Consider the following 14,628-nt stretch of genomic DNA (forward strand, 5'->3'; position numbering starts at 1 on the left):
ATGTATCGCAGACTTATATAAGCTCCTGATCGATTACGTGCCGGCGCCTCGTCCAGGCGCACGGTTCGCAGTGGACCTCGGCGCAACGGCGCGTCAATGGACTTGTAGAGCGCTAGGTGAGGAACACACCAATGACTGTGCGAATCGGCATCAACGGCTTCGGGCGCATCGGTCGCAACGTCTTCCGTGCGGCGGCCGCGCGGACTTCGGAGCTGGAGATCGTCGCCGTCAACGACCTGGGCGACGTGCCCACGATGGCCCACCTGCTCGCTTACGACTCGATTCTGGGGCGCTTCCCCGAGGAGATCACCGCCGAGCCGGGCGCGATCCGCGTGGGCGACCGGACGATCAAGGTCCTCGCCGAGCGCGATCCCGGCGCCCTGCCCTGGGGTGACCTGGGAGTGGACATCGTGATCGAGTCCACCGGCATCTTCACCGACGCCGCGAAGGCGCGCTCACACGTCGAAGGCGGAGCGAAGAAGGTCATCATCGCCGCTCCGGCCAGCGGCGAGGACATCACGCTGGTGATGGGCGTCAACGACGGTGACTACGATCCCGACCGTCACACCATCATCTCCAATGCCTCCTGCACCACCAACTGCCTCGCCGTACTGGCCAAGGTGCTGCACGACTCCGTCGGCATCGACACCGGCATGATGACCACGGTTCACGCCTACACGCAGGACCAGAACCTGCAGGACGCCCCGCACAAGGACCTGCGCCGGGCCCGGGCCGCGGCCCTGAACATCGTGCCCACCTCCAGCGGCGCCGCCAAGGCCATCGGCCTCGTCCTGCCGGAACTCGCCGGCCGGCTGGACGCCTTCGCCCTGCGGGTGCCCGTCCCCACCGGCTCGGTCACCGACCTCACGGTCACCACCCGCCGCGGCACCACTGTGGACGAGGTGAAGGAGGCGTACGCAGCGGCGGCCTCGGGACCGTACAAGGGCTTGCTGTCCTATGTGGACGCGCCGTTGGTCAGCACCGACATCGTGGGCGACCCGGCCTCCTGTGTCTTCGACGCCGGGCTCACCCGGGTGTCCGGCCCGCAGGTCAAGGTCGTCGGCTGGTACGACAACGAGTGGGGCTACTCGAACCGCCTCATCGATCTGGCACTGGTCATCGGGTCGTCCTTGTAGTTCCTCGCCGAACCGGCGTCTGCACCACCCGCACGTCAGCAACGGTCGTCCACCGAAGCGGGGGCCGTCGCTTCGGCGCGCCCGTGAACCGGCGCGCAGCGCACCCGACGCCACCGTCGGCGTGCCCGGATGCCCGGCGAATCCCCCTGCACGCCACGAGGACAGCCCGCATGAACGAACTTCCGGCGTCACCGTTCGACAACCCGTCCATACTCGGCGTGGCACCCCGGATGCGCGCACTGCAGCGGGAGGGGCCGATCACCAGGGTGCGGGCCGTCGGTGAAGAGGCCTGGCTGGTCACCCGCTACGACGAGGTGAAGGCACTGCTCTCCGACCGTCGACTCGGTCTCAGTGATCCCAAGCCGCAGCCGGCGGCCAAGAACACGGCCAGGATCACCGTGGTGGCGCTGATGGCCGGGGACGACTACGACACCGAGGCCACCGGGCATCCGCGGATGCGCGAGTTGCTTGTGCCCCGGTTCTCCACGCGCCGGATGCGCCTGATGAAGACCCGGATCGAGCACCACGTGGACGAGCTGCTCGCCCAGTTGGCCACCAGCACTGTGCCGGTCGACCTGCTCGCCCGGGCGCAGCGTCGGCTCGGGTGGCGCCTCACAGCGGCTGGGTGGCGAGCGCAGCCAGGTAGACGCCGTAGAGCAGGGACACGGCGGTGAGGCCGCCGCCCACCAGGAGGGCCCGGGAGGACGGGCCCGCGCGCCACGCCCGCACCAGGGCGCGAGCCGGCGGGATGAGCAGGGGGAACGCAGGAAGGAGGAAGCGCGGCTTGGAGGAGAAGGGGCCGGACACCGCGACCACCAACAGCAGCAGCACGCCCGCGAAGACCACCAGCGGCAGCGGGGCGCGCTCCAGACACAGCACGCAGAACGACACGATGCCGGTCACGACGAGGACCACGGACACCGGATAGGCCACCAAGCTGCCCTGCAACGGCATCGACTCCAGAAACCGCAGGGGCCCGACCGAGAGGTCCAGACGGGAGTTCCAGGCACTCTGCACGTGCAGGTAGCCGTGCCACAGGTCACCGGTCTGCCGTCCCACCCACAGCACATAACCCGCCCAGCCCAGTGGGCCCAGGACCGTGCCGAGAAGGAGACCCGGGGAGGCGCGCCCACGCTGCCGTACGACCTCGTGCGCGGCCGCGGCGGCGACGGCCGCGGCGACCGCGATCCCGTTCGGCCGTGCGAGGCCCGCCAGCAGCGCCAGCGAGCCCGCGGCGAGCCAGCGCTGGCGCAGCACGGCGTACAGCGACCAGGCGGCACATGCGGTGAACAGCGGTTCCGTGTAGGCGAGGGTGAGGGTGACCGACGGCGGCAGTACGGCCCACAGGGCGACGACAGCGGTGGCGACCGCCCGCCCGTAGAGGTGATGGCCGATCCTGTAGATGCCGTACACGGCGAGCAAGGCGGAACTCCAGGCGATCAGCATTCCGGCCTGCCCGGCGGTCAAGGGGAGTAAGCCGCGCAGGGCCCGGATGAGCCCCGGATACAGCGGAAAGAACGCCCAGTCGGTCTGGACCGCGCCCGTGCTGGTGATGCGCAGCTGGGTCCCGTAGCCGTGCTCGGCGATGTGCAGATACCAGACCGAGTCCCACGCATGGACCAGGCTCTTCCCGAACGGGCGGCCGGCCACCGCGTCGACCACGATCAGCAGGACGACCCCGACGAGCCGGACGGACGCGAAGACGGTAAGGGCCCGGAGAACGCCCGGGGCACCCTCCACCCGACCGCGACCGGTCTCACGAGGGCTGTCGGGCGGCCGCAGCGCGGGTGACATGCTCACCCTCCGACCATGAGCGGCCGCAAACCCGAGCGCAATCCGGAACACACCCGGATGGGAGTCCCCCCGGCATCCTGCCCGTCCCGGGCTCATGGCGCGGGCTGGATCTCCTGGATTCCCAGCACCATCAGCAGCGCGAGCCGCTCGGCGTCCTCCGTTCCGGGTTCGCCCTCGACGTGCTGCGGCCGGCCCGGAGCCTGGGCGATCGGACCGTCCGTCACCAGCGAGAAGCCCGCTGAACCGCTCCCCGTGGGCGGACTCCCCCTGTGCTGCGGTCGCCCGCGCCGGGCCCGGAAGGGTCCGGCGCGGCAGTGGACCTCAGACCGCGCTCTCGCGCAGTTCCGCCAGGGTCGCCGGCGTCAGGTGCCGACGGCTGTCGTCGGCGTCGACCAGGACGACCGTGCAGGGGGCGCTGTGCGTGAGCGCCGTGGTGAGACTGCCGTCGGCGAACTGGGCGAGCGGACCACGCGGCGAGCGGCCCACCGCGACCGCGCGGGCGCCCACGCGTGCCGCGTGCTGGGCCAGCGCACGGCCGGCGGCCGCGTGATCGCCGACGCTGTGGAGGATCTGACCGCTGGCGGCGTCGCCATGCCCCGCGAGACGGTGCAGGTGCGCGACCACGGCCGCCCGGGCCTGCTCGGTGGTCTCGGTCTCGACGGCCTGCTCCTCGACCACCGCCGTCTGCTGGACGTGGACGACCTCCAGCGGGCTGCCGGTGTCCCGCGCGAGGCGGGCCGCCGCGTCCACGATGGCGGCAGCCCGGTCGTGCGCGCCCACGGCGACGATGACCGGCGGGGTGTTCATGGCGGCCGGGGTGCCGACGGGCGTCAGCGAGGGCGCCATCGGTTCGCTCTCACCGGTGTCCGCCTCGGCCCGGCGCAGCAGGCCGTGCCCGCTGGCCAGCACGGGGACGGCCAGGACGAACGTGGCGGCGCCGAGGTAGAAGGGCACGCTCAGGTCGGTGGCGTCGGCGAGCTTGCCGGCGACGTACGGCGCCAGACCGCCGCCGATGAAGCGCAGGAAGCCGTAGGCGGAGGAGGCCACCGGGCGCTCCACGGGGGAGACGAGCATGACGGCCTGCGTCGTGAGGGTGTTGTTGATGCCGATGAAGGCGCCGCTGACGATGACCGCGACGATGACCACGGCCGGTGTCCGCACGCCGGCGGCGATGACGGCCATCACGACGGCCAGGCCGACGAGGTTGGCGTAGAGAACCGGCGCGGTGCCGAAGCGAGCCTGCAGGCGCGGCGCGACGAAGACGCTGAACAGGGCCACCAGCAGTCCCCAGCCGGTGAAGACCAGACCCAGCTGATGCGCGCTCAGCTTCATCGGGTAGGGGGCGTAGCCCAGCATGGTGAAGAAGCCCCAGTTGTAGAGCAGGGCCATGATGCCCATCGTCAGCAGGCCGTGGTGGCGCAGCGCCCTGAGCGGCGCGACGGGGGAGGTGGGCCGGGCCGGCTTGGGCAGGGACGGTACGAAGGCGAGGGTCGCGACGAGGGCTATCGCCATGAGGACGGCGACGCCGAAGAACGGGCCGCGCCAGCTGATGGCGCCCAACTCGCCGCCCAGCAGCGGCCCTACGGCGATGCCGAGGCCGAGTGCGGTCTCGTAGAGGATGATCGCGCCGCCGAATCCGCCGCTCGCCGAGGCGACGATGACCGCGAGCGAGGTGGCGATGAAGAGGGCGTTGCCCAGGCCCCAGCCGGCGCGGAAGCCGACGATGCCGTTGATGGAGGCCGAGGAGCCGGCCAGCGCGGCGAAGACCACGATGACGGCGAGGCCGATGACCAGGGTGCGCTTGGCGCCGAACCGGCTGGAGAACCAGCCGACGACCAGCATCGCCACCGCGGTGACGATCAGATAGCTGCTGAACAGGAGCGAGACCTGGCTGGGCGAGGCGTGCAGGCTCTTGGCGAGGGCGGGCAGGATCGGGTCGACCAGGCCGATGCCCATGAACGAGATCACGCAGGCGAACGCCACGGCCCAGACGGCTTTGGGTTGCCGGAACGGGCTGGCGGTCCTTCCTTGCGGTGCGCTCATGACGGCTTCATCTCCGGTTCTCTCCAGGGAGGTTGAGGGTGACGGGCAGGTTCAGGAACGTGCCTGGCGGTCATGGATCACGCGGGCCAGCGCGGGCAGCGCGATCGCCACGGCGTGCCGCTCCGGCCCGGTCAGCTCCGCCATGAGCTCCGCCAGGGCGTCGGCGCGCTCGGCCCGCCGTTGCCGGAACACCTCCAGGCCGGTGTCGGTCGCCTCCACCAGCACCCCGCGGCCGTCGGTGCGGTCGGCGGTGCGGCGTACCAGCCCTGCGCGTTCCAGGCGGGTGACGAGCTGGGTCATGTTGGGCTGGGTCGCGTTCTCGGCGCGGGCCAGTTCGGTCAGCCGCTGTGGTCCTTCGCGCCCCAGCCGGCCGAGCGCGGACGAGGCCGCGGTGCTCAGGCCGCCGGCCGTGGCGCTCCGGCGCACGTACCGGACGATGTCCTCCACGGCGAGCATCAGATGCTCGGCCGATGCGTCGCCTGGGCCGACCAGGTCCATAACCTGCTTATGCATAAGGGTATTATGCAGATACGTGTACGACGCATCAAGTGCGTCCCGGCCGCACCGTCGTGCTCAACAGCGTTCGCATCCACGGTGGTACAGCTGTTCGATCGAGTTGGAGGAGGCACCGACGAGATCCAGTGGAACGTGATCGCGAGGAGAGCTGGATGCGTGAGGGGCGCTTCCGCTAGGTCCGGGACTCGCGAGAGACAGATGGCACGTCGGTGACGTCGCAGGCCCCGGGCCGCTGGATCTGTCGCCGGCGCGGGGCCTCGTCGTCGGGAACGTCAGGGGAAGCGAAATGGAACGGCACCCCGAGACGGTCGGCCAGGGCCTTCCCCGCCTCGGTGGCGGCGGTGGCCGGCCGGGGCCCGTCGGTGCGCCGGTGGACGGTCGCCAGATGCCCTTCCCCGTCCGGATCCTCCAGGACCGCGACCAGGCACACGAACCAGTCATGGACTGTGTCGCCGTCCCAGACCGCCTCGATCGCGACCACCCGGCCCGGGTGCGCGGCAGCGCGGGCCGAGAGTGAGGGGACGTCCAGCGGATCGGGCTGCCTGCGTCGCACGCTGTCGCCGAGGGCGTCGTAGCGGGCGTGGACGACCTCCTCCGCCTCGCGCAAGGCGGCCCCGAGGGGGCGCAGCGCGTCCCAGGCGGCCTTGAGCGCCATGATCGGACGGTGGTGCAGCACCTCCGTGTCGATCTCCCGACGGGTCCTTTCGTCCAGGGACGACCACCAGCCGCTCATCGCCTCACCAGGACCGATGCCGTGAAGCGCCGCATGCGCCGAAGGTGCCTCAACCCCCTGACGGCAGAGCGGGCCGGCCGACCCGGCATGGGGTCTTTCGCGCGGATATGGTGGGTACGCGGGGTACACCAATCCGCTGGGTCGGCAGGCGTGGAAGAAGTGATGCCGATGATCTCCGACATGGTTCTGGTGCCCACCAGCGACGCCACACTCTCCGGTGACCTTGTGGTCCCCACGGCGGCGCGGGCCGTGGTGCTCTTCGCCCACGGCAGCGGCAGTTCCCGGCACAGTCCGCGCAACCGGATGGTGGCCGCCGAACTGCGCACCGCCGGGTTCGGCACGTTGCTGATGGACCTGCTCAGCGAACGGGAGGAGCGGCACGACGCGCTGACCGGCGAGCACCGCTTCGACATCCCGTTCCTCGGCCGACGGCTCGTGGCCGCGATCGACTGGATGGACACGCAGCCCGACACCCGTGGCCTCCCGGTCGTCCTGTTCGGCGCCAGCACGGGCGCCGCGGCTGCGCTGGTGGCCGCGGCCGAGCGCCCCGACCGGGTGCTGACCGTGGTCTCGCGAGGCGGCCGGCCCGATCTGGCGGGTGACGCCCTGGGACAGGTACAGGCCCCGGTGCTGCTCATCGTCGGCGGCCAGGACCAGCAGGTCCAGGAGCTGAACGAGGAAGCGGCCCGGTACTTGCGGGTCCCGCACGCCGTGCACGTCGTTCCGGGTGCGACGCACTTGTTCGGAGAACCCGGAGCGCTGGAACAGGTCGCCGAGGTGGCCAGGCAGTGGTGCGACGAGCGACTGACCGGGAAGGCCGGCTGACCGGGGGAAGGCGCATTTCCCGGCGGCACTGATGGTCTGTCAGCTCGGGTTCGGCCTGCCGAAGAACTCGGCGTAGCGGCCCGGCAGGCCGGACAGGAGGTGGTCGATCTGTCGGTCGGGCACGGCGTCGGCCACCGTGGACAGTACGGCGTCCGCGTCCCACTCGGCCGTACGGGGCCGGGCGCCGGTCTGCATGGAGACCCGCCGGAGGAACTCGTCACAGTCGAACGTCTCGGGACGCCCGCGGTCCAGATGCAGGGCCTCGTCGAGTGGAGCGGGCAACCGGGCCGCCAGTTCGTCGGCCTCTTCCGGGGCGATCCGGGTCGCGAGCACCCACAGGACCGCCTCACAGACGTGCTCGGTCTCCTCGCGGCTGCGGTACTCACCCCGGTCGCGGACCTGGGCCAGGAATTCTTCCAATTGCACGGCGGCCTCCCACGGTTGTCGCAGGCCATCACGGCGAGCGCACCCTTCCCGTCTCGTCATTGTAGGTTTTCGGGTGGTTTCCGGCCGGGAGTAACCGGAGGAACGCCTCGACTCCCACCAGCGGAGTGCCGCGCCGGTCTCCATCGGCTGCTCGGTGCCACCGGGCGCGAAGCCTGACCCGGGCGTCAGCGAGCCCAGTGCGGAGGGGAGGGGCCGTTCCCGCTCACCGGTGGGGCGGAGCGAAGCCGGTCGGGTGATTGACGGGCCGGTCCCGGCTCGGGTGCGGCCTGTCGCGGGCTCGGCCGGAGAGACTGCGGCCATCCCAACGGAGGTGGCGAACATATGCTCAGCGACAGCACAGCGACGATCCTTGCCGAGAGGCCGAGCGTGGCTGCGGTCGTCGCCGGTGCTCCGCGCGTGGCGCAGATCGCGGCGGGGTGCAGCGACCAGACGGAGGCCGCCCGGTGTCTTGCGCCCGAGGTGGTGGAGGCGGTGCGGGAGGCCGGGTTCGCCCGGCACTTCGTCCCCTCGGCCTTCGGCGGCACGGAAGGCCGTTTCGTGGACATGACCTCGGCGGTGGCCCTGGTCGGCGAGGGCTGCGCCTCGGCCGCCTGGGCAGCCTCGCTGTCCGCCTACGCGGCCCGGTACGGCGCGTACCTGCCCGTCGAAGGACAGGCGGTGCTCTGGGGCGACGGGCCGGACGCCCTCATGGCGGGTGCGCTCATGCCGGCCGGCAAGGCGGAGCCCGTCTCCGGCGGCTGGCGGCTCAGCGGTGAGTGGAAGTACATCAGCGGGGTGCGCTTCGCCGACTGGGTCTTCGCCTGCTCCGCCGTGCCCGGCAAGGTGGGCCCCGACGGGCGCGGCGAGGTGCGGTTCTTCGCGGTGCCGCAGGCGGACATCACCGTGAAGGACACCTGGTTCACCCTGGGCATGCGCGGGACCGGCAGCGACACCATGGTCCTGGACGACGTGTTCGTGCCCGACCACCTGACCCTGTCGCGGCTGGACATCAACGCGGGGCGGGCGACGGCCTCGGAAGCCCGCTGCCACACGGTCCCGGTGAACGCGGTGAACGGGCTGCCGCTCGCCGTGCCCGTGGTGGGCGCCGCGCGGGGCGCGGTGCGGGCCGCGGCCGAGCAGAACCTGCGCCGGGTCGACCGGCGGGGCGCCCCGCTGCGCGAGAAGGCTTCGGTGCAGATCGACCTGGCGCGCTCGGCCGCGGAGGTGGACGCCGCGGAGCTCCTCGTCCAGCGGGCTGCGCGGGTCGCCGACGGCATCGAGGAGACCAAGGAGGGCGAGGCGGCGGTCCGCGGACCGCGGGACCTCGCGCTGGCGGTCGAGTTGTCGGTGTCGGCCGTCGAACGGCTCTTCCGCGGCACCGGGACGACGGGCCATTTCGAGTCCGACCCGGTCCAGCGGTTCTGGCGTGACGTCAACACCGCCGCCTCCCATGTGATCTTCTCCTTCGAGACCACCGGGACGGCCTACGGGGCCTGGGCACTCGGCGTGGAGAGCGCCGAGCCGAGGCGTTGACACGACCGCCTGGACCCGCGAACTGCGGCCCCGGCGCATCGACTTCAGCGCGGTGCGCTGGTGACGGCCCGGCGCACCCGGGGTTTGCAGCGGGGCGGTGGGACCATGTGGTGCCATGCGTGCTGCGTACATCGAGGTGGTGCCATGCGTGCTGCGTACATCGAGGAACTGGGTCCCGCCGACGTCATCCGGTACGGCGAGATCGCCGCGCCCCGGCCCGGCCCCACCGACGTACTGGTGGACGTCCTGGCCACCGCGGTCAACCCGGTGGACACGTTCGTGCGGTCGGGGCTCTTCGCCACGCAGGTCGACTTCCCCTTCGTCGTGGGCCGTGATCTGGTCGGCACGGTCGCCGGGGCGGGCGCCGGAGTCACCGGCTTCCGTGCAGGTGACCGGGTGTGGTGCAACAGCCTCGGGCACGAAGGAAGGCAGGGCGCGGCAGCGGAGCAGGCGGTGGTGGCGGCCGACCGGCTGTACCGCCTGCCCGACGGAGTCGATCCGTACGCGGCGGTGGCGGCGTTCCATCCGGCGGCGACCGCCTATCTGGCGCTGTTCGTCCACGGGCGGCTCCGCGTGGGCGAGACCGTGCTGGTCGGCGGCGCCGCGGGCAATGTCGGCAGTGCCCTGGTGACGATGGCGGTGCGGGCCGGCGCCCACGTCCTCGCCACGGCCGGCGCGCGGGACACGCGGTACTGCGCGGAGCTGGGCGCGGCCGAGGTGTTCGACTACCGGGATCCGGAACTGACCGAGAAGATCCGCCGCGCGGCGCCGTCGGGGCTCGACCTGTACCTGGACACGGCCGGCGTCAACGACCTGGAGACCACGGTCGACCTCCTCGCCCGCAGGGGCCGCGTGGTACTGCTGGCGGGCGCCCGGACCCGCCCCGTGCTGCCCGCCGGGGCGCTGTACATGAACGACCGTTCCATCGTGGGGTTCGTGATCTCCCACGCGACATCCGACGAACTCGCGGAAGCCGCCGCGTACATCAACGACCTCCTCGGCCGCGGTGCGCTGCGCCCGCGCAGCATCGAGGTCTTCCCCCTCGCCGCGGCCGCCGATGTGCACGCCCGGATGGAGCAGGGTGAGCTGCACGGACGGCGGGCCGTCCTGCGTACTGACCTCGGCTCCGGCGTCAGGTGATGTGCCGCAGCAGCGCCGCGACCGCCGCGGGCGGCTCACCGTGCGGCCGTACCACCATCACCTTCCAGCTCGGCGCATGGCGGGTGAACCGATACGTCGTCAGGTCGGGGAAGCGGTCGGCGATGGACTCGGGCATGATGCAGACGCCCAGGTCGTTGCGGACCAGTTCGGACGCGGCGACGATGTCGTTCACCTCGAAGGTCGTGGTGCGGTCGACGCCGGCGGCCCGGAAGGCGCGATCGACGGCATGGCGGATCGCCCGGCCCGGGGTGAAGTCCACCAGGGGCAGCTGCGCCACCGTGTCCGGTTCGACGGTGCCCTCCGGGGCGCTCGCGGCGGGGTCCCTTCGCGGTGAGACGACCAGGACCATCTCCTCGCGGGACAGCAACCGGGTCACGAGCCCCCGCTGCTGCTGGCGGTCCAGCGCCACCACCGCCGGGTCCACCGTGCCCTCGCGCAGGGCCTGCCGGATGTCGGTCACCGCCTCCTGCCGCAACCGGACCACCACCCCTGGGTGCTCCGACCGCAGCGCGGCCAGTGCGTGGTGCAGTCCCGCCCAGACGCCCTGCATGATGCCGACGGTCACCCGCCCGCGCAGTTCGCCCTTGGCCGCGTCGACCGCCTCGCGCGCCAGCTCGGCGGCGCGCAGGGCCGCTCGTGCCGCGGGTACGAAGGCCTCCCCGGCCGGGGTGAGCGCCACCCGGTGGGTGTTCCGGGTGAACAGCGGGGTGCCCAGCTCGCGTTCGAGGGCGCGGACCGTGCCGGAGACGGCGGACTGCACCACGTGCAGCCGCCTCGCCGCGGCCGTGAACCCGCCCGCGTCCGCCACCGCGACGACGGCTTCCATCTGCCGCAGGTCCATCATCCGCTCCCGGTGAGGCAGTGCCCGTACGACGGGCCGCGGGCGTGGTCGGGTGCGAGACTCGCGGCGAACGGGACCAGGATCTGGGCGACGACCGAGGTGGCGCCGCTGACCAGGGACGCGATCAGCAGAACGGGGAAGTTCGGGGCCAGCCCGGCCGCGACCAGGGCGGCCGTGGTGACCGTCAGCAGGGCCGTGATCAGGCTCCGCTTCTCCAGCCGGTCGCCGAGCGGGACCAGGAACAGCATGCCGATCACATAACCGACCTGGGTGAGCGTGATCAGCCAGCCGGCCGCCGCCGTGCTGGTGTGGAAGACCTCGCGCAGCGAGGAGAGCAGGGGCTGGGCGTAGTACAGGTTGGCGACCGTCATGCCGGCGGCGACGGCCAGCAGCGCGATCAGCAGGCCAGGCACACCGTGTGCGGGCTCGGCGCCGGCCGCACCCTGACGCGAGATCCGGAGTTCGAGGGGCTGGGGCACGTCGACCTTCTTCGGGGGCGGGAGCCGGTGAGGCCGGCTCGGCGGGATGCCTGGCGACGACCGAGCAGCTTCGTCGCTGCTCTCACCAGCACCAGCGCTGGGCCGCTCCCTCTGCTTCCCTCTTGGTCGCGATGATCCGCGATGCCGGTCATCTCTGATGGAGATGACCGGCATCGTACGCCGAGGATGTATCAGCCGATTTCGAACAGAATGCGTAACTTGGTCAGCATGGCGAGCGTCCGGTCGAGCCGGCGGCCGGCATGCATGGAGATCTGGTGTCGACCGCCCGGGGTCATGGCATGATAGTTGAATATAGAACTACCCTTCCAGGAGGCGGTCCACGGTGAGCAACGTCGAGACGAAACCCATGGAACTGCGGTGCGGTGGCGCGGTGGACGCCGAGCGGTCGACCGAGGCGGCAGGGGTCGACGTACTGACCCCGCGCGATGTGCCCCTCGGCGGTCCCCGGGCGATGACCGTACGCCGCACACTGCCCCAGCGCGCCCGGACCCTGATCGGCGCGTGGTGCTTCGCCGACCACTACGGCCCCGACGACGTCTCGGTGACGGGCGGCATGGACGTCGCCCCGCACCCCCACACCGGGCTGCAGACGGTGAGCTGGCTGTTCACCGGGGAGATCGAGCACCGGGACAGCATGGGCAACCACGCGCTCGTACGGCCCGGCGAGCTGAACCTGATGACGGGCGGGTACGGCATCAGCCACTCGGAGGTCTCCACCCCGCGGACCACGATCCTGCACGGCGTGCAGCTGTGGGTGGCGCTGCCGGAGGAACACCGCCACACCGAACGGGACTTCCAGCACTACGCACCCGAGCCGCTGCTGACCGGTGAGGCCGAGATCAGGGTCTTCCTGGGCTCCCTCGCCGGCCGGATCTCCCCGGTGCCGACCTTCACGCCCCTGCTCGGCGCCGAGATCGTCCTCCAGCCCCGCGCGACCCTCACACTCGCCGTGGACCCCGCCTTCGAACACGGCCTCCTGGTCGACCAGGGGCAGGTGCGCCTGGCGGACACCCTGGTCGGACCTTCGGAGCTGGGCTATGTCCCGCCGGGCGCCGCCGTGTTGACGCTGACGAACGAGTCGGACGACATCGCGCGGACGGTGCTGCTCGGCGGAACCCCCTTCGGGGAGGAGATCATCATGTGGTGGAACTTCATCTGCCGGTCACATGAAGAGATCGTAGAGGCCCGCGATGAGTGGATGTCGGGGGACCGGTTCGGTTCGGTGCAGGGGTACGACGGTGCCCCGCTGCCGGCGCCCGAGCTTCCCAGGGTCCCGTTGAAGCCGCGACGGAACCCCAGTTGACCTGCCGGGCGGAACTGACGGGCCGGAGCGTTTACGGCCGTCCGTCCGGCCCATCGATTTAAGTCGATCAGTCGACTTCACCTGTCGTTGGTGAGGCGCTCGTGCCGCCGGACGAATGGGCAGACCTGCGGCACAACTGTCCGCTGGCCCCGGTGACCTTCCCGCAGGCCTTGAGCACGGACTGCGCGTCAGTCTCGCCCTGGCCGCCGCCGTGACGCTCGTCGCGGCACTCGCGGCCACCCGCATGGACACCGCTCGACGCGGCGCCTGACTCCTCGCGCTCCGTGAGGGCGAGCCCCCTTCGACAACTCCCCGAGCCTGACCGGACGTCGGCGTGCCCGGAGTGGCAACGGCAGCAAAGCGGCCAAGTCCCGACTGGCCGCGCTGTCGATACTGGTTCGCGGGCAGCGCGGGGTAACCGCTCACCCGGGCCTCCGCGCCGCCTCCGCCGGTGGTGACGGCGGTGCGCAGCACTCCGCCGTTGTTGGACGGGATGGTGGAGAGGTACCTCGTGGTGTCGGCGCCCAGGTCGAAGATCCGTTGCCAGGGCGAGGCGCCGCCCCAGATGGCGGGCGTATCCTGGCCCAGACGATCAACCCCGGAGACCCATGCTGACGGTCTGCCGGCCGACAGTCGCGCCACACGCTGCTGACCTGCGGTAACGATGATGAGGTTCGAGGAAAGGCATCTCATGAGCCAGCCCGCCGCCGCTCCGACCGTCGAGCACAATGAGGCCAAGCACCGGTACGAAATCCTGGTCGACGGCAAGCGCGCCGGACTGACCGCCTACCGTGACCGCGGTGAACAGCGCGTCTTCTTCCACACCGAGGTCGACGAGGCGTTCGCCGGACAGGGCCTGGCCTCCCGGCTGGTCCAGGAGGCGCTCACCGACGTGCGCGGGGTCGGCAAGCGGATCGTGCCCGTCTGCCCGTACGTGGCCAAGTTCCTGAACACGCACGAGGAGTTCGCCGACATCACCGACCCCGTGACCCCCGATGTCCTGCACTGGCTGGACACCGAACTGGGCTGACCCACCCCGGCCGGCTGTCGATCTCGGCGGCCGGCCTCTCGACAGCGCGCCATTTCGGCCGTACACCCTGCCGACACCTGCCGTACGCCTCGGCGCGGCAGCTTGGGCGCATGACGTACGCCCCCCTGCCGTCCGTGGACGAGCTGATGGCCCTGCTGGCCGACTGTGCGGACGTCTGGGACACTCCGGACCGGTCGGGCGACCCGGTGGACATCCTGGACCACGGCCTCCAGGTCGCCGCCCTGCTCGCCGTGAGCCACCCGGACGACGAGGAACTGCAGGTGGCCGGGCTCGTCCACGACATCGGCCACTACCTCGTGCCCGCCGACGAAGCGGGCCACGGCAGGCATGCCGCGGCCGCGGTCGAGGGTCTGCTGGGGCCGCGGGTCGCCCGCCTGGTCGCCGCGCACATCCCGGCCAAACGTTACCTCGCGGCTGCCGACCCGCAGTTGGCGCTGTCGCCGGAGAGCGCCCGCACACTCGGCTGCCAGGGCGGTCCCATGGTCCCGGCGGAGGCGGCGGCCTTCGCGGCGGACCCTGAATTCCCGGCCGCGATCGCACTGCGCCGTGCCGACGACGCGGGCAAGGTCGTGGGCCTGGCGGTGGCTCCGCTCGCGTCGTGGCGAACGGTCGTGGAACGAGTCGCCGCCCGCCGTTAGCAGGACACGCCCGCCGGGGCGGCAGCGGATCCCGCGTCGAGGGCCAGTGCCGCGAAGGTTGCGGCGTGACAGCGATGGAACGCAGCGCGGCGGCTCTGCTGAGGCTGAGACCCGGCAGATGGCCGATC

Annotated in this window: 16 protein-coding genes; 8 read left to right on the forward strand and 8 right to left on the reverse strand. The window is 71.6% G+C overall.

The window, feature by feature from the left end:
- The first annotated feature begins 131 nt into the window (after nt 1-131).
- Nucleotides 132-1,136 carry a type I glyceraldehyde-3-phosphate dehydrogenase gene (gene gap / locus ACFYOH_RS25790; protein WP_388629726.1) on the forward strand — a complete coding sequence of 335 codons (1,005 nt, stop codon included), beginning with the start codon at nt 132-134 and terminating at the stop codon, nt 1,134-1,136.
- Nucleotides 1,137-1,306: 170 nt separating this feature from the next.
- On the forward strand, nt 1,307-1,810 hold the full coding sequence (locus tag ACFYOH_RS25795; protein WP_388629729.1) for a hypothetical protein: 504 nt from the start codon (nt 1,307-1,309) through the stop codon (nt 1,808-1,810).
- Here ACFYOH_RS25795 and ACFYOH_RS25800 read toward each other — a convergent pair.
- The 5 genes from ACFYOH_RS25800 to ACFYOH_RS25820 form a co-directional block, all read right to left on the reverse strand.
- On the reverse strand, nt 1,749-2,930 hold the full coding sequence (locus ACFYOH_RS25800) for a hypothetical protein (RefSeq protein ID WP_388630170.1): 1,182 nt from the start codon (nt 2,928-2,930) through the stop codon (nt 1,749-1,751). The genes ACFYOH_RS25795 and ACFYOH_RS25800 overlap by 62 nt on opposite strands.
- 92 nt (nt 2,931-3,022) lie before the next feature.
- The gene (locus ACFYOH_RS25805; RefSeq protein ID WP_388629732.1) at nt 3,023-3,154 is read right to left on the reverse strand and encodes a hypothetical protein; all 132 of its coding nucleotides are present in this window, start codon (nt 3,152-3,154) and stop codon (nt 3,023-3,025) included.
- A gap of 97 nt (nt 3,155-3,251) precedes the next feature.
- Complete coding sequence (locus ACFYOH_RS25810; protein ID WP_388629734.1) at nt 3,252-4,973, reverse strand: MFS transporter; 1,722 nt, start codon at nt 4,971-4,973, stop codon at nt 3,252-3,254.
- Between the two features lie 51 nt (nt 4,974-5,024).
- Complete coding sequence (locus ACFYOH_RS25815) at nt 5,025-5,486, reverse strand: MarR family winged helix-turn-helix transcriptional regulator (protein ID WP_388629736.1); 462 nt, start codon at nt 5,484-5,486, stop codon at nt 5,025-5,027.
- Between the two features lie 175 nt (nt 5,487-5,661).
- The gene (locus ACFYOH_RS25820) at nt 5,662-6,222 is read right to left on the reverse strand and encodes a hypothetical protein (protein ID WP_388629738.1); all 561 of its coding nucleotides are present in this window, start codon (nt 6,220-6,222) and stop codon (nt 5,662-5,664) included.
- A gap of 168 nt (nt 6,223-6,390) precedes the next feature.
- Between ACFYOH_RS25820 and ACFYOH_RS25825 the strand changes: the two genes are divergently transcribed.
- Nucleotides 6,391-7,047 carry a dienelactone hydrolase family protein gene (locus ACFYOH_RS25825; RefSeq protein WP_388629741.1) on the forward strand — a complete coding sequence of 219 codons (657 nt, stop codon included), beginning with the start codon at nt 6,391-6,393 and terminating at the stop codon, nt 7,045-7,047.
- 39 nt (nt 7,048-7,086) lie between these two features.
- Here the strand turns inward: ACFYOH_RS25825 and ACFYOH_RS25830 are convergent, their stop codons facing one another.
- On the reverse strand, nt 7,087-7,473 hold the full coding sequence (locus ACFYOH_RS25830) for a DUF2267 domain-containing protein (RefSeq protein WP_388629744.1): 387 nt from the start codon (nt 7,471-7,473) through the stop codon (nt 7,087-7,089).
- Between the two features lie 342 nt (nt 7,474-7,815).
- Between ACFYOH_RS25830 and ACFYOH_RS25835 the strand changes: the two genes are divergently transcribed.
- Both ACFYOH_RS25835 and ACFYOH_RS25840 read left to right on the forward strand, forming a co-directional pair.
- The gene (locus ACFYOH_RS25835) at nt 7,816-9,006 is read left to right on the forward strand and encodes an acyl-CoA dehydrogenase family protein (RefSeq protein WP_388629746.1); all 1,191 of its coding nucleotides are present in this window, start codon (nt 7,816-7,818) and stop codon (nt 9,004-9,006) included.
- 144 nt (nt 9,007-9,150) lie between these two features.
- Nucleotides 9,151-10,146 carry an NADPH:quinone reductase gene (locus ACFYOH_RS25840; RefSeq protein WP_388629749.1) on the forward strand — a complete coding sequence of 332 codons (996 nt, stop codon included), beginning with the start codon at nt 9,151-9,153 and terminating at the stop codon, nt 10,144-10,146.
- Here ACFYOH_RS25840 and ACFYOH_RS25845 read toward each other — a convergent pair.
- Nucleotides 10,139-11,008, reverse strand: coding sequence for a LysR family transcriptional regulator (locus ACFYOH_RS25845; protein WP_388629752.1), 870 nt, complete (start codon nt 11,006-11,008; stop codon nt 10,139-10,141). The genes ACFYOH_RS25840 and ACFYOH_RS25845 overlap by 8 nt on opposite strands.
- Nucleotides 11,008-11,487: an MFS transporter gene (locus tag ACFYOH_RS25850; RefSeq protein ID WP_388629755.1), complete on the reverse strand. Its 480-nt coding sequence runs from the start codon at nt 11,485-11,487 to the stop codon at nt 11,008-11,010. Before ACFYOH_RS25850 ends, ACFYOH_RS25845 begins: the two co-directional genes overlap by 1 nt.
- Before the next feature lie 343 nt (nt 11,488-11,830).
- Here ACFYOH_RS25850 and ACFYOH_RS25855 point away from each other — a divergent pair, with 343 nt between their 5' ends.
- From ACFYOH_RS25855 to ACFYOH_RS25865, 3 genes are all read left to right on the forward strand, one after another.
- Complete coding sequence (locus ACFYOH_RS25855; protein WP_388629758.1) at nt 11,831-12,811, forward strand: pirin family protein; 981 nt, start codon at nt 11,831-11,833, stop codon at nt 12,809-12,811.
- 691 nt (nt 12,812-13,502) lie between these two features.
- Nucleotides 13,503-13,841 carry a GNAT family N-acetyltransferase gene (locus ACFYOH_RS25860; protein WP_388629760.1) on the forward strand — a complete coding sequence of 113 codons (339 nt, stop codon included), beginning with the start codon at nt 13,503-13,505 and terminating at the stop codon, nt 13,839-13,841.
- A gap of 110 nt (nt 13,842-13,951) precedes the next feature.
- Nucleotides 13,952-14,500 carry an HD domain-containing protein gene (locus tag ACFYOH_RS25865; protein ID WP_388629762.1) on the forward strand — a complete coding sequence of 183 codons (549 nt, stop codon included), beginning with the start codon at nt 13,952-13,954 and terminating at the stop codon, nt 14,498-14,500.
- Nucleotides 14,501-14,628: the final 128 nt, after the last annotated feature.

The sequence above is a fragment of the Streptomyces sp. NPDC007856 genome, assembly GCF_042868225.1.
GTDB lineage: Bacteria > Actinomycetota > Actinomycetes > Streptomycetales > Streptomycetaceae > Streptomyces.